The 23,725-nt window shown below is 64.0% G+C and carries 22 protein-coding genes; 9 read left to right on the top strand and 13 right to left on the bottom strand.

The features are described 5' to 3' along the window. Positions 1 to 1,449: 1,449 nt before the first annotated feature. Complete coding sequence (locus J5J09_RS09440) at positions 1,450 to 2,934, bottom strand: diguanylate cyclase (RefSeq protein ID WP_208549509.1); 1,485 nt, start codon at positions 2,932 to 2,934, stop codon at positions 1,450 to 1,452. Between the two features lie 156 nt (positions 2,935 to 3,090). Next, positions 3,091 to 3,348 (bottom strand): hypothetical protein, encoded by a 258-nt coding sequence (locus J5J09_RS09435; protein ID WP_208549507.1) that lies wholly within the window; start codon positions 3,346 to 3,348, stop codon positions 3,091 to 3,093. Positions 3,349 to 3,537: 189 nt separating this feature from the next. Between J5J09_RS09435 and J5J09_RS09430 the strand changes: the two genes are divergently transcribed. Continuing rightward, positions 3,538 to 3,843 carry a DUF1883 domain-containing protein gene (locus tag J5J09_RS09430; protein WP_208549506.1) on the top strand — a complete coding sequence of 102 codons (306 nt, stop codon included), beginning with the start codon at positions 3,538 to 3,540 and terminating at the stop codon, positions 3,841 to 3,843. Positions 3,844 to 3,852: 9 nt separating this feature from the next. Here the strand turns inward: J5J09_RS09430 and J5J09_RS09425 are convergent, their stop codons facing one another. From J5J09_RS09425 to J5J09_RS09415, 3 genes are all read right to left on the bottom strand, one after another. Next, on the bottom strand, positions 3,853 to 5,166 hold the full coding sequence (locus J5J09_RS09425; RefSeq protein WP_208549503.1) for a replication-associated recombination protein A: 1,314 nt from the start codon (positions 5,164 to 5,166) through the stop codon (positions 3,853 to 3,855). Next, positions 5,163 to 6,560, bottom strand: coding sequence for a DegQ family serine endoprotease (locus J5J09_RS09420; protein ID WP_208549500.1), 1,398 nt, complete (start codon positions 6,558 to 6,560; stop codon positions 5,163 to 5,165). Before J5J09_RS09420 ends, J5J09_RS09425 begins: the two co-directional genes overlap by 4 nt. Positions 6,561 to 6,679: 119 nt before the next feature. After that, a complete protein-coding gene (locus J5J09_RS09415; protein WP_208549497.1) occupies positions 6,680 to 7,702 on the bottom strand; it encodes a serine hydrolase in 1,023 nt (340 codons plus the stop codon). Positions 7,703 to 7,842: 140 nt separating this feature from the next. On the opposite strand from J5J09_RS09415, the gene J5J09_RS09410 reads away from it, so the two are divergent. Continuing rightward, positions 7,843 to 8,196, top strand: coding sequence for a hypothetical protein (locus J5J09_RS09410; protein ID WP_208549496.1), 354 nt, complete (start codon positions 7,843 to 7,845; stop codon positions 8,194 to 8,196). A 41-nt stretch (positions 8,197 to 8,237) separates the two neighbouring features. Here the strand turns inward: J5J09_RS09410 and J5J09_RS09405 are convergent, their stop codons facing one another. The 5 genes from J5J09_RS09405 to ilvD form a co-directional block, all read right to left on the bottom strand. Further along, positions 8,238 to 9,119, bottom strand: coding sequence for a carbohydrate ABC transporter permease (locus tag J5J09_RS09405; protein ID WP_208549495.1), 882 nt, complete (start codon positions 9,117 to 9,119; stop codon positions 8,238 to 8,240). Continuing rightward, positions 9,119 to 10,207 (bottom strand): sugar ABC transporter permease, encoded by a 1,089-nt coding sequence (locus J5J09_RS09400; RefSeq protein WP_208549494.1) that lies wholly within the window; start codon positions 10,205 to 10,207, stop codon positions 9,119 to 9,121. Before J5J09_RS09400 ends, J5J09_RS09405 begins: the two co-directional genes overlap by 1 nt. Before the next feature lie 60 nt (positions 10,208 to 10,267). Beyond that, positions 10,268 to 11,539 carry an extracellular solute-binding protein gene (locus tag J5J09_RS09395; protein WP_208549491.1) on the bottom strand — a complete coding sequence of 424 codons (1,272 nt, stop codon included), beginning with the start codon at positions 11,537 to 11,539 and terminating at the stop codon, positions 10,268 to 10,270. Positions 11,540 to 11,578: 39 nt separating this feature from the next. Continuing rightward, entirely contained in the window at positions 11,579 to 12,619 is a 1,041-nt protein-coding gene (locus J5J09_RS09390; RefSeq protein WP_208549488.1) for a LacI family DNA-binding transcriptional regulator, read from the bottom strand. A gap of 221 nt (positions 12,620 to 12,840) precedes the next feature. Then, positions 12,841 to 14,676 (bottom strand): dihydroxy-acid dehydratase, encoded by a 1,836-nt coding sequence (ilvD, locus tag J5J09_RS09385; protein WP_208549487.1) that lies wholly within the window; start codon positions 14,674 to 14,676, stop codon positions 12,841 to 12,843. A 265-nt stretch (positions 14,677 to 14,941) separates the two neighbouring features. On the opposite strand from ilvD, the gene J5J09_RS09380 reads away from it, so the two are divergent. The 3 genes from J5J09_RS09380 to msrQ all read left to right on the top strand — a co-directional run bounded on the left by J5J09_RS09380 (position 14,942) and on the right by msrQ (position 17,207). Beyond that, on the top strand, positions 14,942 to 15,481 hold the full coding sequence (locus tag J5J09_RS09380; protein WP_208549483.1) for a thermonuclease family protein: 540 nt from the start codon (positions 14,942 to 14,944) through the stop codon (positions 15,479 to 15,481). A gap of 141 nt (positions 15,482 to 15,622) precedes the next feature. Continuing rightward, on the top strand, positions 15,623 to 16,570 hold the full coding sequence (msrP, locus tag J5J09_RS09375) for a protein-methionine-sulfoxide reductase catalytic subunit MsrP (protein WP_208549480.1): 948 nt from the start codon (positions 15,623 to 15,625) through the stop codon (positions 16,568 to 16,570). Position 16,571: 1 nt separating this feature from the next. Next, positions 16,572 to 17,207: a protein-methionine-sulfoxide reductase heme-binding subunit MsrQ gene (gene msrQ / locus J5J09_RS09370; protein ID WP_208549469.1), complete on the top strand. Its 636-nt coding sequence runs from the start codon at positions 16,572 to 16,574 to the stop codon at positions 17,205 to 17,207. Positions 17,208 to 17,430: 223 nt separating this feature from the next. On the opposite strand, the gene J5J09_RS09365 is transcribed toward msrQ, so the two are convergent. Further along, positions 17,431 to 19,131 carry an aconitase family protein gene (locus J5J09_RS09365; RefSeq protein WP_208549464.1) on the bottom strand — a complete coding sequence of 567 codons (1,701 nt, stop codon included), beginning with the start codon at positions 19,129 to 19,131 and terminating at the stop codon, positions 17,431 to 17,433. 206 nt (positions 19,132 to 19,337) lie between these two features. Between J5J09_RS09365 and J5J09_RS09360 the strand changes: the two genes are divergently transcribed. From J5J09_RS09360 to J5J09_RS09350, 3 genes are read left to right on the top strand one after another with little or no spacing between them, the layout of a single operon-like run. Continuing rightward, entirely contained in the window at positions 19,338 to 19,769 is a 432-nt protein-coding gene (locus J5J09_RS09360) for a YciI family protein (protein ID WP_208549459.1), read from the top strand. Positions 19,770 to 19,793: 24 nt separating this feature from the next. Further along, the gene (locus J5J09_RS09355) at positions 19,794 to 20,216 is read left to right on the top strand and encodes a VOC family protein (RefSeq protein ID WP_208549454.1); all 423 of its coding nucleotides are present in this window, start codon (positions 19,794 to 19,796) and stop codon (positions 20,214 to 20,216) included. 43 nt (positions 20,217 to 20,259) lie between these two features. Then, positions 20,260 to 21,552: an RNA polymerase sigma factor gene (locus J5J09_RS09350; RefSeq protein ID WP_208549452.1), complete on the top strand. Its 1,293-nt coding sequence runs from the start codon at positions 20,260 to 20,262 to the stop codon at positions 21,550 to 21,552. Positions 21,553 to 21,584: 32 nt separating this feature from the next. Here the strand turns inward: J5J09_RS09350 and J5J09_RS09345 are convergent, their stop codons facing one another. Together J5J09_RS09345 and J5J09_RS09340 are read right to left on the bottom strand one after the other, a co-directional pair. Then, complete coding sequence (locus J5J09_RS09345) at positions 21,585 to 22,163, bottom strand: DoxX family protein (RefSeq protein ID WP_208549447.1); 579 nt, start codon at positions 22,161 to 22,163, stop codon at positions 21,585 to 21,587. Between the two features lie 183 nt (positions 22,164 to 22,346). Next, positions 22,347 to 23,219, bottom strand: coding sequence for a DUF817 domain-containing protein (locus tag J5J09_RS09340; protein ID WP_208549443.1), 873 nt, complete (start codon positions 23,217 to 23,219; stop codon positions 22,347 to 22,349). 60 nt (positions 23,220 to 23,279) lie between these two features. Here J5J09_RS09340 and J5J09_RS09335 point away from each other — a divergent pair, with 60 nt between their 5' ends. After that, a complete protein-coding gene (locus tag J5J09_RS09335; RefSeq protein ID WP_208549440.1) occupies positions 23,280 to 23,693 on the top strand; it encodes a DUF2809 domain-containing protein in 414 nt (137 codons plus the stop codon). Positions 23,694 to 23,725 lie beyond the last annotated feature (32 nt).

Here is a 23,725-nt window from a genome sequence, read left to right as displayed (position 1 = left end):
TCTTCTTCGCAGCCAACCAGGTCGCGCTTATCGACCTCAACAAACGACAATGACTGTCAGGCATGTCTATGAACACCTGTCAGGCATGTCTCCGGGCTTTACATCAAGCCCGAGGATGACGACCGGAGGGGGGGGCACAATGGTGCCCCAAGTAATCCCCACATCCGGCGACCTCTCTTTTGGCACCCACGGTAACCCCACCCTCCGTCATCCTCGGGCTTGACCCGAGGATCCATTCCCGGCCACCGCGCACTCTCACGACAGTTGGTAGTAAAAACCTCGCCAATCCGGGTTCATGCTGTCGGCCAACTGGCCCTCCCAACGCCCGGACCAACGGCACCTCGAAAATTATCCCTCAACAAAAACAGCGCCTTAAAAGAAAAACCCTCCCACCCTCAAAAAAATCTCACCGCTGCTTTCCCCCTTTTTCCCGGCGCCCGTATCCTTGTTCCCGTTCCGTCGCGGATACACCACAAGGCGTTGTGGCGAGGCGGGGCCGGCGCTGGTGGTGGGGGAAGGACGCAAGAGCCTGCCACCGGGGTCCGCGGAAAATGGTCTCCCTCCGGCGACATGGGGGAGGACGGGTTTGCAGCCAGGCCCGTCATCCAGCCCTAACCGGGCGCCGGGTGTGCCTGTGGGGCACGCAAGGGAGCGCGGGGTATGCATGCGGCGCGGGCCAACGGACCTGACAAGTCCCGGCGGCGCATGCGGGGTGGGGTTTATCCTCCACCGGAAACCCGACGCTCCTCCAGAGAGGCCGAAGTCGCGGATAAAAACCGCCGAACGGGGTACCGGAAGGTACCACTATACTTACTAACGAGGTGCCCCCGGTACCCCGTCCGCTTCCCCTTTTGTCTGGAGTTGAGGGGAAGACATTACAGGTGATGCCGAACCGGAGGGGGAGAGCCTCTGCGGGGTTTTGGGCTGCGCGGGATTTGGGGAGGGGATGGAGAATGGGATTAAGGAGATGGATGGTGCAGCGACACTTGGAGATGGCAGCGCATGCCCCTCATCCGCCTGCCGGCACCTTCTCCCCGCATGCGGGGAGAAGGAGGATGGAGCGCCGGCGGTGCCACGAGTCCCTTCTCCCCGTCAAAACGGGGGTGAGGCGCGGTCCGCGCAGCGGAGCAATCGATCCGGCGAATCGATTGCAGCAACGAACGCCTTGAGCCCTAGCGAAAGGCCGGCCGGGTGGCGGCAGCCGGATGAGGGGCACGGGGCGATGACGAAGCTGGCGGAGCGCCACCGGGCACGCCCTCATCTCGAGGCGCCCTCGCGAACGCGAGGGCCTCGAAGGATCCTGCGGGGCACGGCGTCGGCACCAGCACCGGCCAGCCCCGATGCTTCGAGGCGCCCGCGGCGCACCGCGGCATGAGGCTGGAGAGAGGGCATAGACATGCGATGCATCCCGATGGGAAGCGGGCTCAGCAAACGGTAACGGAGCAATCCCTACGCCGCGTCGCTTTCCGCATCGGTCTCGAGCGCGGTCACTTCGGTTGCGAACAGCGCCCTGCCCCGGCCGCCGGCCTTCGACGCGTAGAGGGCGCGGTCGGCGGCGGCCATGATTTCGGTGGGAAGCGTGCCGCAATCAGGCGAAACGGTGATGCCGAGGCTGACGCCGACGTCGACGACAGCGCCGCCGTCGAGCGCGATCGGTTCGCCGATCGCAGCCATAATCTGGGTCGCGAGCAGCATCAGCCGGTGCCGGTCGGAAAAGGCGGTGACCAGGATGACGAACTCGTCGCCGCCGATGCGGCCGACGAGGCCCTGATCGCCGACGGTGTGGCGGAGGCGATCGGCGACCGTGCGGATCACGGTGTCGCCGGCGGCGTGGCCGTGGGTGTCGTTGACGGCCTTGAAGCGGTCGAGGTCGCAGGCGATCGCGGCGAATGGCCGGCGCTTGGCATCCGCGGCAGCGCGGGCAAGCTGCTGGTCGAAGTTCAGGCGATTGGCAAGGCCGCTCAAGGGGTCATGCAGCGCCAGATGCCGGATGCGGCTTTCGCTTTCGGCGAGCAGCGAGGACAGCCTGCTGATGTGGCGCATGACGAAACCGCCGGCCAGCACCAGGAGCAGCGACAGCACCAGAACGATCGGAACGACGATGTCCCAGATGTGCGACCCCGGACGGGCGCCGGACCAGGAGAAGCTGCCGATCGCGCGGCCGGAGGCGGAGACCACCTTGACCTTGCCGTCGACATCATCGCTGAAGGCGAGATCGCGGAAGGCGAGCTGTGTGTTGAGGTCGCGCACCAGTTCGCGGTCGATCGCCTTGGCCGAGATCAGGATGTGCGGCGGCCCCTCGGGCATCGCCACCTCCTCCTCATCAGGCACGATCGCCATGGCGCTGACGATCGCAGGGCCGCCGTCGACGAAGGCGAAGCCGAAGACGGAAATCTCGCCGATATCGGTGCTCTTGACGACGCGCTGACCATAGCCGCCATCGATCGGGATGCGGTAGCGCATATGGGTGTCGACGGCGCGGCTGGCGATGATCGCGAGATCCTCGGTGTCGGCGAGCTGGCGCGGCGTGAAGTCGATGCGGTCCTCGCGGGAGGACGCGACCACCTTGCCGCCAGGGGCGACGACGAAGGTGCGCTCGTGGCCGGAATCCCACCAGAGCGTCGACATGAAGTCGTCGCGGATGAAATCCTCGTCGAAGTCGATGGCGATGCCCTTGACCGAGTCATCCCAGCGGGCCATCAGCAGCAGGTCGCGGGCCATGAGGCCCTGACGGTCCTTCAGCGCATTGTTGAAAAGCCTGAGTTCGGTGGCGGCGGCCTGATCGTCGGCCTCCTTCGAGGCGATCAGGCCGACCGAAAGCAGCGAGAGCGCCGACACGGTGACCAGCGATACGGCGAAAATCATCACGAGGCGCAGCAGACGTCCCTGGGACGGCTGCTTCGGCGTATCCGGCGTCATGATCCTGGCATTCATCGGCAACCCCCGCGTCTTTTTTGGCGGAGCATAGACAGCGGTCGCTTAAATACGATTTAACCCGCCCGGCGATCTCACGACATGCTTGACGAGCGGTAAAAAAAGCCCTGTCCGCGGTGGCGAACAGGGCAGTCGGGAGGTTGGAGGGAAATCGGTTCAGCGGTGGCGGGCGTCATAGGTGCCGGGGATGTCGGCGGTGCGGCCGTCCGGCCGGTTGCGGAGCCTCAGATGCGGCGCGATGCGGCTGGCGATCGGATGGGTCAGAAGGTAGGCGAGCACCACGACCAGCGGGATCAGGAATTTCCAGTACGGCTCGAGCGCCGGGATCGACAGAACGGCGACGGCGCCGACGCCGAACAGCATGGCGTTGATCATCATGCCGACGAAGAGGCTCATATAGGTTTCGGTTTTCATTCGCATGCCTCCCTGTCTGGTGGTTGCCTTCATGACAGTCCAAACTCCCGCCGGCCGCGCAGGTTCCCGTTTTTCGCATCGTTCGATCCATTGCGAGACACGGGTTTTTCCACGCTCCCAACCATTCCTTAACCGGCAGCCCTCTAATCTCTCCGCCCAAAGGTTTCAGAACCGGGAACACATCCGCGAATGCCCAAGCCGACTTTTCGCTTCACCCACTACGATTTGAAGGAGCAGCGCCCCGGCACGATCCTCGAGATCTCGCTGTCGGCGGTGAACAATGTCCGGCTGATGAATGCGACGAATTTCCAGCGGTTCCGCGAAGGCCTCGACTTCAAGTATCTCGGCGGCGTCGCCAAGAAATCGCCGGTCAAGATGGTCGTGCCGGAGTTCGCGCACTGGCATCTGGTGGTCGATATGGAAGGCCATCACGGGCTGGCCGAATCGGCCGTGAAGATGGTCGCTCCGCCGACCGGGCAGAAGCGCGCGTCCTGACCGGAACCCTTACGGCTCGCCCCGCTCGCGGCGAAGCTTCGACCACCAGTCGAGCCGCTTTCTGATCTCGCGTTCGAAGCCGCGTTCGGGCGGATCGTAGAAGACCTGTCGACCCATTTTCTCCGGAAAATAATTCTGGCCGGAGAAGGCATCCGGCTCGTCGTGGTCGTAGCGATAGCCCTCGCCGTAGCCTTCGCCCTTCATCAACTTGGTGGGAGCGTTGAGGATGTGCTTGGGCGGCAAAAGCGAGCCGTTCTCCTTGGCCGCCCGCATCGCCGCCTTGTAGGCGACATAGACGCCGTTCGATTTCGGCGCGGTGGCGAGATAGACGCAGGCCTCCGCCAGCGCGAGTTCGCCCTCCGGCGAGCCGAGATAATCGTAGGCGTCCTTGGCTGCGTTGCAGATGACGAGCGCCTGTGGATCGGCAAGGCCGATATCCTCGACCGCCATGCGCACCAGCCGCCGGCCAAGATAGAGCGGGTCCTCGCCGGCATCGAACATGCGGCAGAGATAATAGAGCGCTGCGTCCGGATCGGAACCGCGCACCGCCTTGTGCAAGGCTGAGATCAGATTGTAATGGCCGTCCTGGCCCTTGTCGTAAACCGGTGCCCGGCGCTGGACGATGCGGGTCAGGCCTTCGGTATCGAAAACCTCGCCGTCCCGGGCGGCACGCCAGACCTCCTCCGCCAGCGTCAGCGAGGCGCGGCCATCGCCGTCGGCCATGCGGATCAGGCTTGCCCGTGCTTGCTCATCGAGCGGCAGCGGCTTGCCCTCGGTCTCCTCGGCGCGCTTCAGAAGAGTCCCGATGCTCTCCTCGTCATGCGGCTTGAAGGTGAGCACCCTGGCGCGGGACAGAAGAGCGGCGTTGAGCTCGAAGCTCGGGTTTTCGGTCGTGGCGCCGACCAGGATGACGGTGCCGTCTTCCATGACGGGCAGGAAACTGTCCTGTTGGGCGCGGTTAAAGCGATGGATCTCGTCGACGAAGAGCAGCGTCTGCCGGCCGCCCATGCGCCTTGCCCGCGCCGCCTCGAACACCTTCTTCAGATCGGCGACGCCGGAAAAGATCGCCGAGATCTGCTCGAAGGCGAGACCCGCCTCGCCCGACAAGAGCCGGGCGACCGTGGTCTTTCCGGTGCCGGGCGGGCCCCAGAAGATCATCGAGCCGAGCGACCCGGCCTCGATCATCCGGCGCAGGACGCCATCCTCGCCGGTCAGATGATCCTGGCCGGTCACCTCCGCGAGCGTCTTCGGCCGCAGCCGATCCGCCAGAGGGCGGCGGGCTGCGACATCGTCAGGAACATGCGCGGAGAACAGGTCGCTCATCGGAAGATCTGCCTGATGCGCTGGCCGTTGCGCTCGAGCTCGACCCGCCAGAAACCGGGATCGGAGGCGGCAATGTCCGATAGCTGGCGAGTGGAATCGACGCTGACGCCGTTGACGGCGACGACGATATCGCCCCTTGCGAAGCCGAGCCGTTCGGCGGTCGAGCCGTCCTCGAAGCCGGTGATGACGACACCGGTCGACTCGGTCGGCATCTGCAGCTCGTAGGCCATCTTCGGCGAGAGATTGGCGACACGTGCACCTGCGAACGGGCTGCGGCCGAGCAGGACCCGTTCGTCGCGCGGCACCGTCTCGGGTGCGCTTTCCAGTGCCAGCTCGATCGTCTTCGGCTTGCCGTTCTCCAGCACGCCGAGTTCAGCGGCGACGCCAAGGCCGGCAGTGGTCAGACGATAGCCGAGCGCGTCCGGATGCTCGACCGGCACGCCGTTGACGCTGACGATCACCTGCCCCGGCTTAAGGCCCGCCTTGTCGGCCGGCCCGCCTTCCACCACTCGCACGACGAGCGCGCCGAGCGGCCGGTCGAGACCGAGAGCTTCGGCGACATCGGAGGTGACAGGATCGAAGGAGGCGCCGACATAGGGACGTTCGAAGCTCTTGGCGCCGGCATCGGCGGCGGCCAGGAAGACCTTCACGAGATTGGAGGGAATGGCAAAGCCGATGCCGTTGGAGCCGCCGCCGCGCGAAAAGATCGCGGTGTTGATGCCGATCAGTTCGCCATTCATGTTCATCAGCGCGCCGCCGGAATTACCGGGATTGATCGAGGCGTCGGTCTGGATGAAGAAGCCGAAATCGCCTTCCGTCACCTGGTTGCGGGCGAGACCGGAGACGATGCCGCTGGTGACGGTCTGGCCGACACCGAAGGGATTGCCGATCGCCAGCACCAGATCGCCGACGGCGGCGGTGTCGGAATTGCCGATCTTCATCGGCTGGAAGGTGCCGCGGGCATCGATCTTCAGCACGGCGAGATCGAGCCGCGCATCCTTCAGCACCACGCTCACCGGAAACTCGCGGCCATCCGACAGCGCCACCTTGATCTCGTCGGCGCCATCGATCACGTGGTTGTTGGTGACGATCGTGCCGTTGTCCTCGACGATCACGCCGGAGCCGAGCGAGCGCTGCTTCTCCGTGCGGTTCGGAAAGCGCTGGCCGAAGAACTGCTCGAAGAAGGGGTCGCCGGCGAATGGCGAGGCCCGGCGCTCAACCACGCGCTCGGCATAGACGTTGACGACCGAGCCATGGGTCTGCTGGACCAGCGGCGAAAACGAGAGCTGGATTTCGGCCTGCGAACGCGGCACCGCCTTTTCCTGCGCGCCGGCAACGGGCGGGATCAGGAAGCATGCGGCCAGAACCGCAGCGACAATCTTCAGACGACGCATGGGAAAGCACCTTTCATAGACGTCAATGTTCTAGAAGCTAAACGGCAAAAGCAAAACCGACCAAACGCGGCAAATGTGGGATTACCGCCATTCTTCAACAAGATCGGGGTTCAACACTGTCAGATTGCGGTGGCGAGGATGATGTCACCCAAGAGGCCATGCAGCCGGTCGCGGTAGCCGGTTCGGGCCGACGGCGCCAGTTCGTTCGAGGTCATGGTGACGGTAAGCGCTAGCCTCGGGACGATATAAAGCATCTGGCCACCATAACCCCAGGCATAACTGACCTGCTCGCCGGCCATCTCCTTCAGGAACCAGCCGTAGCCGTAGCCATCGCCGTTGAAGACGGACTTGGTGCGCTGCGTCCAGCTTTCGTCGATCCAGGCTTCGGACACGAGGCGGGTTCCATCCCCAGTCACGCCGCGGCGCCGGTAGAGTTCGCCGAACGCATGCAGCGAACGCGGCGTCATGGCCATCTGGTTGCCGCCGAGATAATAGCCCTGCGGATCGCGGTCCCACGACCCGATGCGGAACCCGTCGAGCGGCCCGAGCCAGTCGCGGGCGAGTTGCAATGTCGGCTGCTTGCCCACCTTGGTGAGGATCACTGACAGCAGATGGGTGGAGGCGGTGGAATAGAGCATACCGCCGCCCGGATCGTCGACGAAATCCGCGGCGAGTGCCGTACGGACCCAGTTGCGGCTCGCGACCCAGCGGCCGTAATTGGGACCGGACATACGCTCCAGGCCGGACTGCATGGAAAGAAGATTGCCGATGGTGATTTCCGACAGGCGCGGATCGGGATTTTCGGGAAACTCCGAACGGAGCACGGTCTCGATCGGCTGACCGACGCCTGTCAGCAGGCCCTTGTCGATAGCGATGCCGACGAGGCACGAGACGATGGATTTGGAGGCGGACTTGATGTTGGTTGAGCCGTCGAGGCTGTTGCCGCGATAGGCGCGCTCGCCTACCCCCTCCCCGTCGCGCGTCACGATCACCGCCTCCAGAGTTTCGAAGTCGGCGGCTCTCTGTAGCAGATTGTCGATCCGACTCCGGACGGCGGTCGTCTGGGAAAAGGCGGGCGTTGCAAGGGGCAGGCTGGCGAGCGGCATGCCGACGAGGAGGGAGACGAAGGTTCTTCTTTTCATGCATGCACCGTCAAATCACTCTGTGGCAGGCAGAAGGCGGCAGATCGGCTTCACCGCATTGTGAGCCGTCCGCGCAGATCAGGAACGAAGGAGACGGCGAAACGTTGCCTCAGCGATTGAGATATCCGGAAGGAACCTGCATGACCATCGTCCCCTTCAAGCTCCCCCTCCTCGCCGCCACCGCCCTGCTTGCCGCTGCCACGACGGCACCGGCCGCGAGCTTCGACTGCGGCAAGGCGGACCTCGCGGCGGACGAACAGGTGATCTGCGAAGACCGCGCACTCAACGACGCGGACGTGAAGATGGTGACGACGTTCGAGCTGCTGAGCGGCCTGCTCGCCATGGGCTCGCGTGGAACACTGCAGGACGACCAGGTCGAGTGGCTGTCGCGCCGGCAGGCCTGCGGCAGCGACGCCGCCTGCATCCGCACGGCCTATGACGAGCGGATGAAGGCGCTGGACGAGGTCTACAAGAGCCTGCAGCGGCCGACCTGAACCGCCGCCCGAGGACCACGCGTGCCGGCAACTCTCCTCATCTACCCCTTCAGCCCCGTGGCGGCGATGCTGGAGATGAAGGCGCGCTGGAGGAAGAGGTAGAAGACCAGCACCGGCACCGTGATGATCGACAGGTAGGCCATCACCTCTCCCCAGGCGGTGTTGAGCTGGAAGAAATACTGAAGTCCGACCATGACCGGGCGATAGTCCTCCGACTGCGTGACGAGCAGCGGCCAGAGATATTGCTGGCTGTACATGATGAGGAATTTCAGGATCGCAGCGGTGGCGATGACGGGGCCGGAGATCGGCATGATTACCTTCCAGTAGATCTGCAGCCAGCTGGCGCCATCAATGCGGGCGGCGTCGATCAGTTCCTTCGGCAAATCCTTGAAATACTGGACGAAGAGAAAGATCGTCAGGCCGTCGCCGATCCAGGGGATGATCTGCACGTGGTAGGAGTTGAGCCAGCCGGTGACGGGGCCATCGAAGGTCATCCACGGCAGGGTGTTGACCTCGAGCAGCAGCGGGATGGCAATGGTCTCGAACGGCAAAATCAGCGTAGCGAGGATCATCGTGAAGATGACGTCGCGGCCGTGCCAGTTGAGGAAGGTGAAGGCGAAGGCGGCAAGCGAGCCGACGAGCAGAGCGCTTGCGACCGTCAGCCCCGTCACCAGCACCGAATTGAAGACGAAGAGCCCGATCGGCGCGCGGCGGAAGGCGGCGAAGTAATTGTCGAGCGAGATGTCGCCGACCGGCAGGAAGGCGCGGATCGAGGCGGTATCGCGCAACAGCTGGGCATCCGGCTTCAGGGACGACATGACCATGAAGACCAGCGGGAAGATGAAGATGAGCGCGATCAAGATCAGGACGGCATAGCGCCACACAAGGCTCCAGACGCTTCGTTTCGTGCCGGCCTGGGCCATCAGCGTCGCTCCCGTGTGAGATAGCGTTGGGTCATGGAGATCGTGAAGACGATCAAGAACAGGATGACCGAGATGGCCGAGCCGCTGCCGATATCCTGTCTGACATAGCCGTGCTGGACCGCCTGGTAGACGAGAGACTGGGTGGAATCGAGCGGTCCGCCGCTGGTCATCACGTCGATCTGGGCGAAGAGCGCAAAGCCGTTCATGGTGATGACGATCAGCACCAGGATCGCCGTGTTGCGCAGCATCGGCCAGGTGATGTAGCGGAACTTCTGCAGGCTGGTCGCCCCTTCCAGATCGGCTGCCTCGTAAAGCGATTCCGGGATGGTCTGCAGGCCGGAGAGCCAGATGACCATATGGAAGCCGACGCCCTGCCAGACGGACATCACGAGGATCGCCCAGAGCGCGGTGTCGGTTCTCCCGAGCCAGTCGATCGGCTGGAACAGGCCGAAGCTCAGGAAACCGAGCAAGGCGTTCAATAGCCCGTTGTCGCCGGCATAGATGAAGCGCCAGAGCAGCGCGACCACGACGATCGACAGCACCACGGGCATGAAATAGATGGCACGGAAGATGTTGATGCCCGGCAGGCGCTGATTGACGAGAAGCGCCAGACCGAGCGCCAGTCCGCCCTGCAGTGGTGCGACGACGGCCACGAAACAGATCGTGTTGACGATCGCCTTCAGGAAGACGATGTCGCTCGCAAGAATGACGATGCGGTCGTCACCCCAGGAAAAGGACGTGTATTCCCGCATGCCATCATACTGCGGATAATCCGGGTTGTTGCGCGTGAAGCTGCGGATGCGCGGATATTCCGGCTCGCCGTCATCGTCCCTGACGATCTCTCCCTGATCATCGTGCTCGGGTTCCAGCACCAGAATTCCCATGCCGAGAAGGTCTGTGAAATTCTTCGTGCCGATGTAGGACGGCGGGTTGGGCGAGACGAGCCGCTGGTTCGTAAAAGACAGGCCCATGCCCAGGAAGAAAGGCGTCACCAGGAAGGCAAGGATCAGCACGATCGCCGGTGCCGCCATCAGCCAGCCGGCCAGATGATGCCGGTGCAATTCGGGAGTGGCGTTTCTGCCAGCCATCGCTCAAACCTCTCCTGACGCGGGGGATGTGCGGCCCGATCAAGCCGGGCCGCACCGGTCTCAGTTCTGCTCGAAGCCGTAGCCGCCATTCTTTTCGATATTGTCGTCGATCGTATCGGTCGCCGCATCGAGCGTATCGGCAACGTCGGCTCCATCTGCGATATCGGTCAGCGCCTTCTGGAAGGTCGGCGAGATGACCGCGTAGGCCGGCGTTTCCGGTCGCAGCGTGCCCTGCTTGTCCGAGAGACCGAAGAAGACGGCGAGCGGACCGCCGTCCTTGTAATTCTCGGTCATCTGGGCCGCAGTCGAGGTCGCCGGGACGAGGCCGATGGCGTCGGAGAATTCGGCCAGGTACTTGTCCTGGATGGCGAATTCGATGAAGGCGGCGGCGCCCTCAGGATTTTGGCTCTTCGCCGAGATGCCGAACTGCCAGGAGCCCGCGCCGATCTTCGGACCATTGCCGAAATCGGGGGCGGGCAGGAAGAGCAGATCGTCGCCGTATTTTTCGAGCGCCTTCACCGCGACCCAGTTGCCCATCCACTGCATGGCATATTTGCCGTCGAGAAAGCCGGTTTCATGGTCGGAGGGCGACTGCGAGGTGCCGGGAGCAAGCTCATCCTCGAAGAGCGACTGCCACCATTCGCCGAAGGCGATAGCCTTCTCTCCGTTCAGCGCACCTTCGGCCGTCAGATAGGTGTCGCGATTGATGAGATCGCCGCCGAAGCTCTGGAGGAAGGGACTGAAGGCATAGGGGTACCATTCGGACTTGTCCGACATTCCGAGGTCGAGCGGATAATCGTATTTGCCGGTCGCCTTCAGCGTCTTCAGCGCCTCGGTGAACTCCTCGCCTGACCAGGGCTTTTCGAGCGTGGGGATGCGGATGTTGTTTTCCTCCAGCACCGACTTGCGGGCAAAGACGGCAACGGCGGCGTCCCAGAGGCCGACGGAATAGAGTTCGCCCTGCCACTTGCCGATGGCGCCGGGCAGGAAGTTGGCGACCCTCTCTTCCGGCAGCTTGAGCGGCTGGAGATAGCCGGACCAGGCCCAGTTGGGCATGACCGGGCCGTCCATGTCGAGGATGTCGGGCAGGTTGCCGGCAAGCGCCGCGGCGGTGACGGAATCGTTGTACGCGGCCTGCGGGAACTCTTCGAGCACGACGTTCCACTCGTCCTGCGAGGTGTTGAAATCCTCGATGATGCCAACGAGGATCTCGCGCTCCACCTGGTTGCCGGCACCGTGGTACCAGAGGCTGAGATCGGTGGCGGCAAGGGCCGATCCGGCGGCGAGCGCGGCCGCCAGGGTCAATCCCGCGAACATAGCTGGTTTCTTCATATCGTAACCTCCCTGTTGTCCGCCCTCCCCGGGCGGCGTTCACTTCAAGGTTCTGACGGACTCCCGCCAATGGACGGGCCCGGCGAGCCGCTCGACGGCGGCAGCGGACCCGGCGATCCCAACGTCCGCGATCCTCTCGAGCAGCCGTTCGGCGGCCCGCTTCCCAATCGCGGCATAGGGCAGTTCCACGCTCGCAAGCCGTGGATGGAGATGTTCGGTGATGAGGCGGTGATCGTCGAAGCCGAGCATAGAGAGATCCTCCGGGATGCGCCTGCCCCGTTTCTGGAGCAGCCCGCCGACCCGCATGGCCAGATGATCGTTGCCGCAGCAGAGCGCCGTGGGCGGCGCGTCGCCGGAGAGCAGGCGGTCGAGCGCCGCACGAAGTGCGTCGTCGCCGGCGGCGGCATCGGGCGCGGCCAGCACGAGGCGCGGATCGAACGGCAGGCCGGCCGCCGCCAGCGCCGCGCGATAGCCATCCAAACGCAGCCGTGCGGCCAGCGAACCCCCCGGCAAAGTGAGGAAGGCGATGCGGCGGTGACCGCGGTCGATCAGGCCCTGCACGGCCTCGCGCTGGCCGGCCTCGTCGTCCGGCACCACGGCTGGCGTGTCATCACCGTCGAAACAATTCGCCAGCACGATCGGAATACCGGCCGGCGCGTCTGCCAGCGAGACCTGCCGGTGGTGGCCGGAGATGACGATCAGGCCTTCCACGCGGCGTTCGGAGAAGCTGCGCATCAGCGCGGGAACACGGTCCTCGTCGTCGCCGCTGTCTGCGATCATGGCGATGCGACCGTTGCCGGACAGCACGCGCTGGACACCCTGCAGGATGTAGAGCTCGGGAAGGCCACCGGCGATATCGGTCGCGTCACCACTGATGGCGCCGGTGATGACGCCGACGACACCGGACTTCTGCAGCCGCATCATACGCGCCGCCTGGGACGGGACGTAATTGAGGCGGCGGATGGTTTCGGTGACGAGCGCCCGCGTCTTCTCGTTGACCGGACCGTCGCCGTTCAGAACGCGCGAGACCGTTTTCGGCGATACGCCGGCGGCATCCGCGACATCGTAGATCGTCGTCATCGCCGGCCTCGATCCTCCCAAATCGGTGTCGACCGCTGGCGGCGTTCGACGGTTTCAGGCTGCGAAACGAGACTATGACATCGATGTCATAAGGGATCAACCCGTGGATGCGGAAAGACGAGGAGAACAGCCAATCAGGCGTATCGCGCGTTCCCCGGCACGAAAAAACCCGCCGGCGGGACCGGCGGGCTCTGAGAGATCGGGCGATCGTTGCCCTGCCCTTACTCCGGCAGGATGCGCACCGCGCCCTTGTCGGCCGATGATGCGAAATGGGCGTAGGCCTTGAGCGCCGTCGTCACATTGCGCTTGCGGGGTGCCGCCGGCTTCCAGCCGAGCTTGTCCTGCTCGGCGCGGCGGGCGGCGAGCTCGCTGTCGGTGACCTTGAGATTGATCGTCCGGTTCGGGATGTCGATCTCGATCATATCGCCCTGGCGGACAAGACCGATGGCGCCGCCCTGGGCGGCTTCCGGCGAGGCGTGGCCGATGGAGAGGCCCGAGGTGCCGCCGGAGAATCTGCCGTCGGTGATCAGCGCGCAGGCCTTTCCGAGGCCCTTCGACTTCAGGTAGCTCGTCGGATAGAGCATTTCCTGCATGCCGGGGCCGCCTTTGGGGCCTTCGTAGCGGATGACGACGACGTCGCCTTCCTTGACCTCGTTCGACAGGATGCCCTTTACGGCGGCGTCCTGGCTTTCGAAGACGACGGCGGGACCGGTGAACTTCAGGATCGATTCATCGACGCCGGCGGTCTTCACGATGCAGCCGTCGAGCGCGATGTTGCCCTTCAGCACGGCAAGGCCGCCATCCTTGGAGAACGGGTGCTCGACGGAGCGGATGACGCCCTTTTCACCATCGGTGTCGAGCTCGTCCCAACGCGAGGCCTGGGAGAAGGCCTGGGTGGTGCGGACACCGCCTGGAGCGGCCTTGAAGAACTCGCGCACGGTTTCCGAATTTGTCCGGGTGATATCCCAACGGTCGATGGCATCGCCGATCGTCGTCTCGTGGACTGTCGGGCAGTCGCGGTTGATCAGGCCGCCGCGGTCGAGTTCACCAAGGATGCGCATGATGCCGCCGGCGCGGTGGACGTCTTCCATGTGCACGTCCTGCTTGGCGGGCGCGACCTTGGACAGGCACGGGACCTTGCGCGAGAGGCGGTCGATATCGTCCATGGTGAAGTCGATGCCGCCTTCATGGGCTGCAGCGAGGATGTGCAAGACGGTGTTGGTCGAGCCACCCATGGCGATATCGAGCGCCATGGCGTTTTCGAAGGCGGCCTTGGAGGCGATAGTGCGTGGCAGAACGCTGTCGTCGTCCTGCTCGTAGTAGCGGCGGGTGATGTCGACGATCAGGTGGCCGGCCTCGACGAAGAGGCGCTTGCGGTCGGCGTGGGTCGCGAGCGTCGAGCCATTGCCGGGCAGCGACAGGCCAAGCGCTTCGGTCAGGCAGTTCATCGAGTTGGCGGTGAACATGCCGGAGCACGAGCCACAGGTCGGACAAGCGGCTTTTTCGATTTCGTCGACATCGGCGTCGGAGATCTTGTCGTCGGCTGCGGCAACCATGGCGTCGACGAGGTCGAGCGCGACCTTGCGGCCCTGCAGGATCGCCTTGCCGGCTTCCATCGGGCCACCAGAGACGAAGACGGCGGGGATGTTGAGGCGCATGGCAGCGGACAGCATGCCGGGCGTGATCTTGTCGCAGTTGGAGATGCAGACCATGGCGTCGGCGCAATGGGCGTTGACCATGTATTCGACGCTGTCGGAGATGATCTCGCGCGACGGCAGCGAATAGAGCATGCCGTCATGGCCCATGGCGATGCCGTCGTCGACGGCGATGGTATTGAACTCCTTGGCGACGCCGCCGGCGGCTTCGATCTCGCGCGCGACCAGCTGGCCGAGGTCCTTCAGGTGGACGTGGCCGGGCACGAACTGGGTGAAGGAATTCACGACGGCGATGATCGGCTTGCCGAAATCGCCGTCCTTCATGCCGGTGGCGCGCCAAAGGCCGCGCGCGCCGGCCATGTTGCGGCCGTGGGTCGTGGTTCTGGAACGATAGGCTGGCATCGGTGTCACCTCGGTCTTCGTGTTCTGATTGGCGGGTCCGGCTGGCGACATAAGCGCCAGGGCGCTCGACCTCGTCGCCGGCCACCCGCATTTGCCCCGTTTTAAAGCAACATCGGGGGCCTGTCACGGCCACTCGGGGCCAAAACGGTACTCTCCGGTACGCCTGCCCGGCCACAGGTCCGTACCCCCACTTGCCGCCGGCAAGCTTGCGTTAAGACCGCTCGCCTACTGTCGCGCCAAAGACGACAACGGGACAGGCGATGCGATGACGGCCAGACGAGAGAACCGGACATGGACTGGGATCGGTACGCCTTCATCCGCCTCCATCTCCAGCGGATCGTTCCACTCGAACACGGCGCCCCTTCTCGTTTTTCTTGGATTGCTGCTCGTCGGTGCCTTTTTCAGCCAGCGGCCGGCGCCGGTTCAACAGACCGAAACCGTTTCGATCACCGCTTCGGCGCAGTTCACGCTCTGCGGCGGATCACGGCGCGTGAACTGCGTGGTCGACGGAGACACATTCTGGCTGAACGGCGAGAAGATCCGGATCGCCGACATCGATACACCCGAGCTTTCGCCACCCCGGTGCGAAACGGAAAGGCAACTCGGCGAGGCCGCCAAACGGGAACTGCTGGCGCAGCTCAATTCCGGAGGTTTCCAGCTGACAAAGGTCGGCGCGCGCGACACCGACCGCTATGGGAGAAAACTTAGGACCGTCATACGCGACGGACACTCGGTCGGAGACGTCCTGATCGAAAAAGGTCTGGCGCGACGCTGGGACGGCGCCCGCAGAGGATGGTGCGCCTGAACACGGGCGGCCTACCGCGCTACACGAAAAATTGGCCGACAAGTTTCTTTCATCGCCGGTGAAACTTTGGTCTGGTACGCTACGTAGAAGGATCAAGGCCGCCCGTCCGGCCAGCCCCATGATCCGCATCGGAGGAAGCCCATGACCGCCTATCGCCCCCCCAGACTTCCGTCTTCGGAGATCACGCCGAAGAACCTTTATCTCACGCGCCGGTCGCTGATCGGCGCTGCGGCAGGGGGACTGGCGATCGCATCGGCGCCCAGCGTGTTCGCGGCGCCGATCGCGGCGAAGGAGACCGACTACAAGGTCTCCGACAAGCCGACGACCTACGAGGACATCACCACATACAACAACTTCTACGAATTCGGCACCGGCAAGGACGATCCGGCGCGCAACTCCGGAGACTTCAAGGCGCGCCCCTGGCGGCTGGAAGTCGGCGGTCTCGTCAACAAGCCGACCGTCTTCGGGATCGACGACCTTATCTCGAGCATTCCGCAGGAAGAGCGCATCTACCGCATGCGTTGCGTCGAGGCCTGGTCCATGGTGATCCCCTGGGTGGGCTTCCCGATTTCGGCGCTGCTCGACAAGGTCGAACCGCTCGGCAGCGCCAAATACGTCGCCTTCGAAACCGTCGTCCGCCCGGAGGAAATGCCGGGCCAGCGCGGGCTGTTCCAGTCGATGCCATGGCCCTATGTCGAGGGCCTTCGCCTGGACGAGGCCCGGCATCCGCTGGCGATTCTCGCTACCGGCATCTACGGCGAAACGCTGCTCAATCAGAACGGCGCGCCGATCCGGCTGGTGGTGCCGTGGAAATACGGCTTCAAGGGCATCAAGTCGATCGTGAAGATCACGCTGACCGAGGAGCAGCCGCCGTCCTCCTGGAACCTGCTGGCGCCAAACGAGTACGGCTTCTACGCCAACGTCAATCCCGACGTCGATCATCCCCGCTGGAGCCAGGCAACGGAACGGCGGATCGGAGAGGCGAACGGCCTGTTCGGCGGCGCGCGGATGAACACGCTGCCGTTCAACGGCTACGCGGAAGAGGTAGCGGGCCTCTATGCCGGCATGGACCTGGCGAAGTTCTACTGAGATGGCTTTCGCGATGACGCCGACCCAGCGCTCCTGGTCGATCTGGGCGCTCTATGCCGTTGGACTGGCACCGGGGATATGGACCTTTTACCTTGGCGTCACGGCGCAGCTGGGGGCAGATCCTGTCAGGACCTTCGAGCACATTCTCGGGCTCTGGGCATTGCGTTTTCTCTGCCTGACGCTGGTGGTGACGCCAGTGCGCGATCTTTTCAAGATCAACCTGCTGCCCTACCGGCGCGCGCTTGGACTGATCGCGTTCTGGTATGTGCTGGCGCACTTCGCCGTCTATCTCTTCCTCGACCGCGGCCTTATCCTGTCGTCTATTATCGGGGACCTGACCAAGCGGCCCTATATCATCGTCGGCATGGTCTGCCTCATCCTGCTTATCCCGCTTGCCGCGACATCGAACAGGTGGTCGATCCGCAGGCTGGGCTCACGGTGGGCGACGCTACACAAGCTGGTCTATGTGGTGATCGCCGGTGCCGTTCTGCACTACGCGCTGTCGCTCAAATCGATCACGCTGGAGCCGGCAGTCTACATCATGATCGTCACGGTGCTTCTCGCCTACCGTCCGCTGCGAACCCGGATCTTGGAGTGGCGCCGGCAGCGAAAGCCGCTGGCGTCCGCCCGCACCTGATCTAGTGGCGGCGGGCGGCCGAGGCGTCTCAGAGTTTCGACCGGCGTTTCGCCATAATGGCGGCGGTCCATGCCGGAGAAGCGTCCAAGATGGAAGACCCCCAGCGGATGCCGACGTCGGACACGCTGCAGGACGACGGCGTGGTTCATCTACGTCGATCCGCCAAACGGGACTGTCATCGTGAGACTAGATTCGCCGACCCCCTTTGGATTTCCGCCTGAAATCAGTGCGCTAGCCAGCGTGGCGGCGCGGCGGGAGAGCGGCCGCTGACGGCGGCCTCGACGCAGGCGGACAGCGCGGCAAAGCGGACCTGCTTGCCGCTGAGGCCGGGGCCGTAGTGGGCGTATTTTCCGGAGTTGGTGAGGATGAGGCGCGCAGCCGGCGGGACGATCGGCTGCATCACGGTGCACCAGCAGGCGTCGCGGACGAAGGTGGCGCCGAACGCTTCCAGCTCGGCATAGATGCCGGCCTCGACGATCCTGTCGTAAGTGGAACGGCTTACCGTAAGTGTAAGTGCCACGTCCGGGTGTTTGACGCGACCGCGGCAGAGGGCGGCAAGCGCCTTGCATTCCTCGAAGGAGAAATGCGGATTGCCGAGGGCCACGAGGTCGACTGTGTCGCCCAGGGTCGGATTGAAGCCGTTCCAGACGGCGGAGAGATCGGAGGCTGTGACAGACAGGTGCGGCAGATCGGGGCGGCTCGCCGCCTCACCGAGGGTCGGGGCTTCCGGCGTGACGCCGACGATATGGAACATCGGCGCAGCCGAGGTGGTGGCGAAGGCTGCGCCAAAAGCCTTGAGGTCGTCGGCCGTGGGAGTCGTTGCCTCCAGTCCCGCGATGGCCGGAACGATGTTGGGCGCCAGCGTGCCGATGCGGTAGCCGAGCAGCGGCCAGAAGCTGTCGTCGATGCCATCGGGACAGTGCACGTCGATCACGAGGCCTGCCTTGCGGTTTTCGTCGAGGTGGCAGCCGGCGAGCGGCGCCCTGCCCGTCAGCGCGATGCAAATGTCGAGGAAGTCAGGGTATTTCATCGTGCGGGCGCCGAGCACGCTGTTGGCGTAGACGACGGCGTTCGATTCGGCCCAGGCGATATCCTCGCCCTCGGCCGGCCGGCTCTCCAGCTGGTACGGGGCGCAGGTGAAGGTGGGCGTGGCGCCCATGCGGACATAGGCGTCGCCGAGCGCGCTGGCGGCCTTCGAGAGCGTCGGGTCGGTGCCCTGCTCCCGCCAGCGCTGCTGGTCGACGGAAATAGCATTGAGCGAGGTGGGCACGGCGACGCGGCCGCCCCAAGCGGCGAGCTTTTCGGCGAAATCGAGGCTGACGGGGCCGGTATAGATGCACCCGTCGACATGGACCTGGCGGATGTCGATCAGTCGTTCAGCGTTGAGCAGGCCGGCCATGCGGATGACGATGCGCATCGCTACCTGCGTCGCCTTCGGGACCTCCGGGGAAAGGAGATGGCGGTCGTGATCGGTGAGGTGCAGTGTTTCGACCGGTGACGCGTCCTCCTCCTTCACGAGCCGCACCCGTTCGGTGTCGGCGAGAGCAGCGAAGCGCTCCGGCTCCACGACGGAGACCGGGATCGACAGACCGTACATCTCCTCGGCGACGATGACGCCGAGGGTGAGGATTTCCTCGCGCTGGCAGAAGACGAGGCCGGCTGGCGCCTTGCCATTGGCGATCAGCTGCATCAGCACGGCACTGCCGGTGCAGGAGCCACGGCCGCCGGGAATGGCGAGGATGGCGCCGGCGATCGAACGTCCGTGCAGCGGATGGGCCTGATCGATGACGATACCCGTTTCCGGATCGACGCCGCCCCAGAAGCTGAGCGCGGTATCAGCGAAGAGCACAGGGCCTTCGGCCTTGCCGTCGATCAGCATTTCGGCGTTCAGCGTGGAAGACGAGGATGAGTCAAATGATTGCATGGGACCTTCCGCGACCGGACAGAGGCGGCCAAGTTCGGATTTCTGCTTGCGAAAACGCGGGACTTGGCGTGTCATCCTACCGTCGAATTCAACGGCGAGATTGGCAAGGCAAAATTTTTCAGTGACCCGTGTCGATTCCGTCCGGCCCCGTTCGTCGTGAGATCATGCGCAGAGAATGCGCTGGTTTCGAAAACAGGAGAATGACGATGCGTGTGATGGTGATGGTCAAGGCGACGACGGACAGCGAGAAAGGCATTATGCCGTCCACGGAAATGTTCGAGGCGATGGGAAAGTTCAACGAGGAATTGGCCAAGGCGGGCATCATGCTTTCGGGCGACGGGCTGAAGCCGTCGAAGCTTGGCAAGCGCGTGGCCTTCGATGGCGCCAGCCGGCGGGTGATCGACGGACCGTTTGCCGAGACGAACGAGTTGGTCGCCGGCTTCTGGATCTGGGAGGTGAAGGACATGGCCGAGGCGGTGGAATGGGTGAAGCGCTGCCCCAATCCGATGCCGGGTCCGAGCGAGATCGAGATCCGTCCGTTCTACGAGATGGAGGATTTCGTCGAGATCGCCTCTTCAGAAGGACAAGCGAGCCATCAGCGGGCCGGCGAGATGATTTCAAAGCGCGGCCAGGGCTGACGCGCCGGACGGAAGGGACGCTGCATGGGGAGAATGATTTTCGTGAACCTGCCTGTTCGGGATCTGGATGCCTCCGCCGCCTTCTACGAGGCGATCGGGGCGATGCGGAACCCGCAGTTCAGCGACGAGTCGGCGAAGTCCTACATGTTCTCCGAGACGATCGCGGTGATGTTGCTGACGCACGCCCGGTACGGGGAGTTCACGAGCAGGCCGATCGGCGACGCACGGGCGGAGAGCCAGGCGCTTCTGGCGATCAGCGTCGACAGCCGCGAGGCGGTGGACGCGACGCTCAACGCCGGCGCCGATGCCGGCGGCACCGCCGACCCCAACCCGCCGCAGGATCACGGCTTCATGTACAGCCGCTCCATCGAGGACCCGGACGGCTACGTCTGGGAACTCGTCTGGATGGACCCGGCGGCCGTTGCCGGCGACATGTCGCTGCAATAGCCGGCGGCATTGACGGGACAGGCATGCCCCTCATAATCGCCGCATGCAGACACCAGACCTAAACAGGACGGTGGAAACCGTCTTCCGCATGGAACGGGCCCGGCTGATCGCCGGGCTCGCCCGAATGCTGCGCGACATCGAAGCGGCGGAGGAACTGGCGCAGGATGCGCTGGTGGCAGCCCTTGCGGACTGGCCGACGTCCGGCGTTCCCGCCAACCCCGGCGCATGGCTGATGGCGACCGCCAAGCGGCGGGCGATCGACGGTTTGCGCCGGCGCAAGATGATCGAGCGGAAACATGCCGAGATCGGGCACGATCCCGACCGGCAGGACACGACGATCGAAGAGATCGAGGCAGCGATGGACGACGATATCGGCGACGAACGGCTGAGCCTGATCTTCACGGCCTGCCACCCGATACTCTCGGCCGATGCGCGGGCTGCGCTCACGCTGCGGCTGATCGGCGGGCTGACGGCGGGCGAGATCGCGCGCGCCTTCCTGACGAGCGAGACGACGATCGCGCAGCGGATCGTGCGGGCGAAGAAGACGATCGCGGATGCCGGCGTCGATTACGAGGTGCCGCGGGGCGCCGAGCGGGACGCACGGCTGGCCTCGGTGCTGGAGGTGATCTACCTGATCTTCAACGAGGGCTATGCGGCGAGCGCCGGCGAGGATGCGATACGGCCGCAGCTCTGCGCCGAGGCGATGCGGCTCGGGCGCGTGCTCGCAGCCCTGCTGCCGGACGAGCCGGAAGTGCTCGGCCTCCTGTCACTCATGGAAATCCAGGCCTCGCGGCTTGCGGCACGGGTCGGGCCGGATGGCGTGCCGCTGACGCTCGAACAGCAGAACCGCGGGCGCTGGGACCATCTGCTGATCCGGCGCGGGCTGGCTGGGCTGGAGCGGCTCCGGGCGCTCGATGGCGAGGATGGTTTCTACGCCCTGCAGGCAGCGCTGGCGGCCTGCCATGCCCGGGCGCGGCGGTTCGAGGATACGGACTGGGGCAGGATCGCGGGGCTCTACGACAGGCTTCTGGAGGCGATGCCCTCCCCCGTCGTGGCGCTCAATCGCGCGGTGGCGCATGCGATGGCGTTTGGGCCGGAGGTGGGGCTGATGTTGCTCAACGATATCGAGAACGAACCGAAGCTTTCCGCCTATCCGGCAATGCATGCGGCGAAGGCCGATTTCCTCTACCGGACTGGACAGATGGCCGACGCGCGATGCGCGTTCGAGCGGGCGGCGGCGCTGAGCGAAAATCGCATGGAGCGGACATTTCTTCTCAATCGCGCGGCAGCCTGCCTGCCCTCACACTTCCCGCAAAATCAGAACACCCGACCATGATGGCCGGGTGCCTTGATCTGCGAAGTCCACCCTCAGAATTGCTTCTTGAAAAGCACCCGGTCGAGCGAGAGATAACCGCCGCCAAAGGCCGCATACAGGAAGGCGCCGCCGGTCCAGAAGAGGGAGGCAAGCTCCGCCTTGGACTGTACCTGATGCAGAAAACCGTGGCCGCCATCGGCAAGCCTGGCCAGCGCTTCAGGGGTGAAGAACTCACTGCCGGCTTTCAGCGCGTCGATGCCTGCCTGGGTGAGGAAAGCATCCCCATATGGATTGGCGCTATGGAAATAGAGCGTGACCGCGAGCATGACACCGTTGGCGAGCGCAGCTGGCCGCGTGAACAGCCCGAGCGCGATCAACAATCCGCCAACGACCTGCAGGAGGGCGAGCGTCGGAGACCAGAGCCAGCCAGGATAGAAACCGAGCTTCTCGACAAAGCCGACCTGGGCGAACGGCGCCAGGATCTTCGGCCAGCCTTCAACGACGAGCATGCCGCCGATGGCTAGCCGGAACACACTCCAGGCCATCGGCTGGGCGACGGTATTGTAGAAGGTCGAGAGCGGCGGAATGACCAGCCTGTCTTTTTCGTTGCTGAAAATGGATGCGGTAATCATTGGAAACCTCTTTTTTTCAAGTCCAACCTTTGATGGACCGAGGCTAGCGCAAGCTCCGCGTCAGCACTTGACGCAGGTCAATTTGTTTCTGACCACAACGGTTTTTTTGGATCACGAAGACAGATGGCTGTGCTTGGCGCGAGGATTTCCCGTCTCCGGCGGCACCGAGCACCTATTTCGATATCACTTCGGGATGTAGATCTTCTCGCGGATGTGCTTGAGCGAGGCGACGATGGTGAAGGTCATCATCGCCACCAGCGTCCAGGAGCTCCACTTGCCGAGGTGGACGGTGGACCAGGCGCCGATCTGATTGGGGTAATGCCAGACGGCGAAGAAGGTGGAGATGTTTTCCGCCAGCCAGATGAAGAAGCCGATGAGGATGAAGGAGAGGATCATCGGCATCTTCCGGTCGCGATCGAACGGACGGTAGATGACCGTCGCGCGGGCATAGAGGCCGATCGCGAGTGCGGCGATATACCAGCGGTAGTCGCCGATGAAATGATGGGTGAAGAAGTTCACGTAGATCGCCAGCGCGACCACGGCCGCCATCCAGTATGGCGGGTGATGGCGGATCCGGACATGCAACAGGCGCCAGGCCTGGATGATGTAGCTTCCGACCGCAGCATACATGAAACCGGCGAAGAGCGGCACGCCGAGCACCTTCGTGTAGGCGAAATCCTGATAGGACCAGGACTGGATGGCACCGGACACCTTGAACACCTCAAGCGCAAAACCCACCACATGGAACAGGCAGATCGCCTTCAGTTCGTCGATCGTTTCAAGCTTCGACCAGACCATGAAAATCTGGATGGCGATGGCGATGATCAGCAGGAGATCGTAACGCGGTATGCCGAACAAGCCCTCGCGCGGTGTGACGAAGATCGACACGAAGAACAGGCCGGCGAAGAGGCAGGCACGGGCTTCCTTGATGCCGAACAGAAGGAACTCGACGGCGAAGCGGCGGAAACCGGAGAGTTCCGGCGCCGGAGGCGGATCGATCAACGCGCGGTCGAGACCTTCGAGCCCGGAAAGGCGTTGAATGGGTAGAGTGGTCATCCTGTGGTCCGTCCCGTCGCCAGCACTTGCCTCTGCGTATACTCCAGTTAGAAGGAGCGGATGGACAAAATGAAGGCAATCCACAAGAGCCGGCTCCGGCGACTAGGCGCTGCGGCGCTGGTGATCGCGACCGGCACGATACTTCGGCTCGCAGGCTACGAAGCCGGCCTGCCCTACTGGTTCGTCAAGTATGGCGGATCGTTGCTCTGGGGCGTGATGGTCTATCTGCTGGTGACGGTGATCGTGCCGGGGCGACCACGATTACAGGTCCTGCTTTCGACAGTCATTGCCGTGACGGTGGAACTCATCAGGCTTTACCACACGCCCTGGCTCGATGAATTCCGCCTGACGCTCGCCGGCGCGCTGCTGCTCGGCCGCATCTTCTCCGTCTGGAACATCGTCGCCTATATCGCCGGGATTACGGTCGCGGCAGTCGCCGACCACGCTCTGCGCACCCGCCATCAGACGACTTAACGCAGAAAAGCCGGATGATCGCTCACCCGGCT

Source organism: Ciceribacter sp. L1K22 (assembly GCF_017599385.1).
Lineage (GTDB): Bacteria > Pseudomonadota > Alphaproteobacteria > Rhizobiales > Rhizobiaceae > Allorhizobium.
This window is presented reverse-complemented; position numbering and strand designations above follow the sequence as displayed.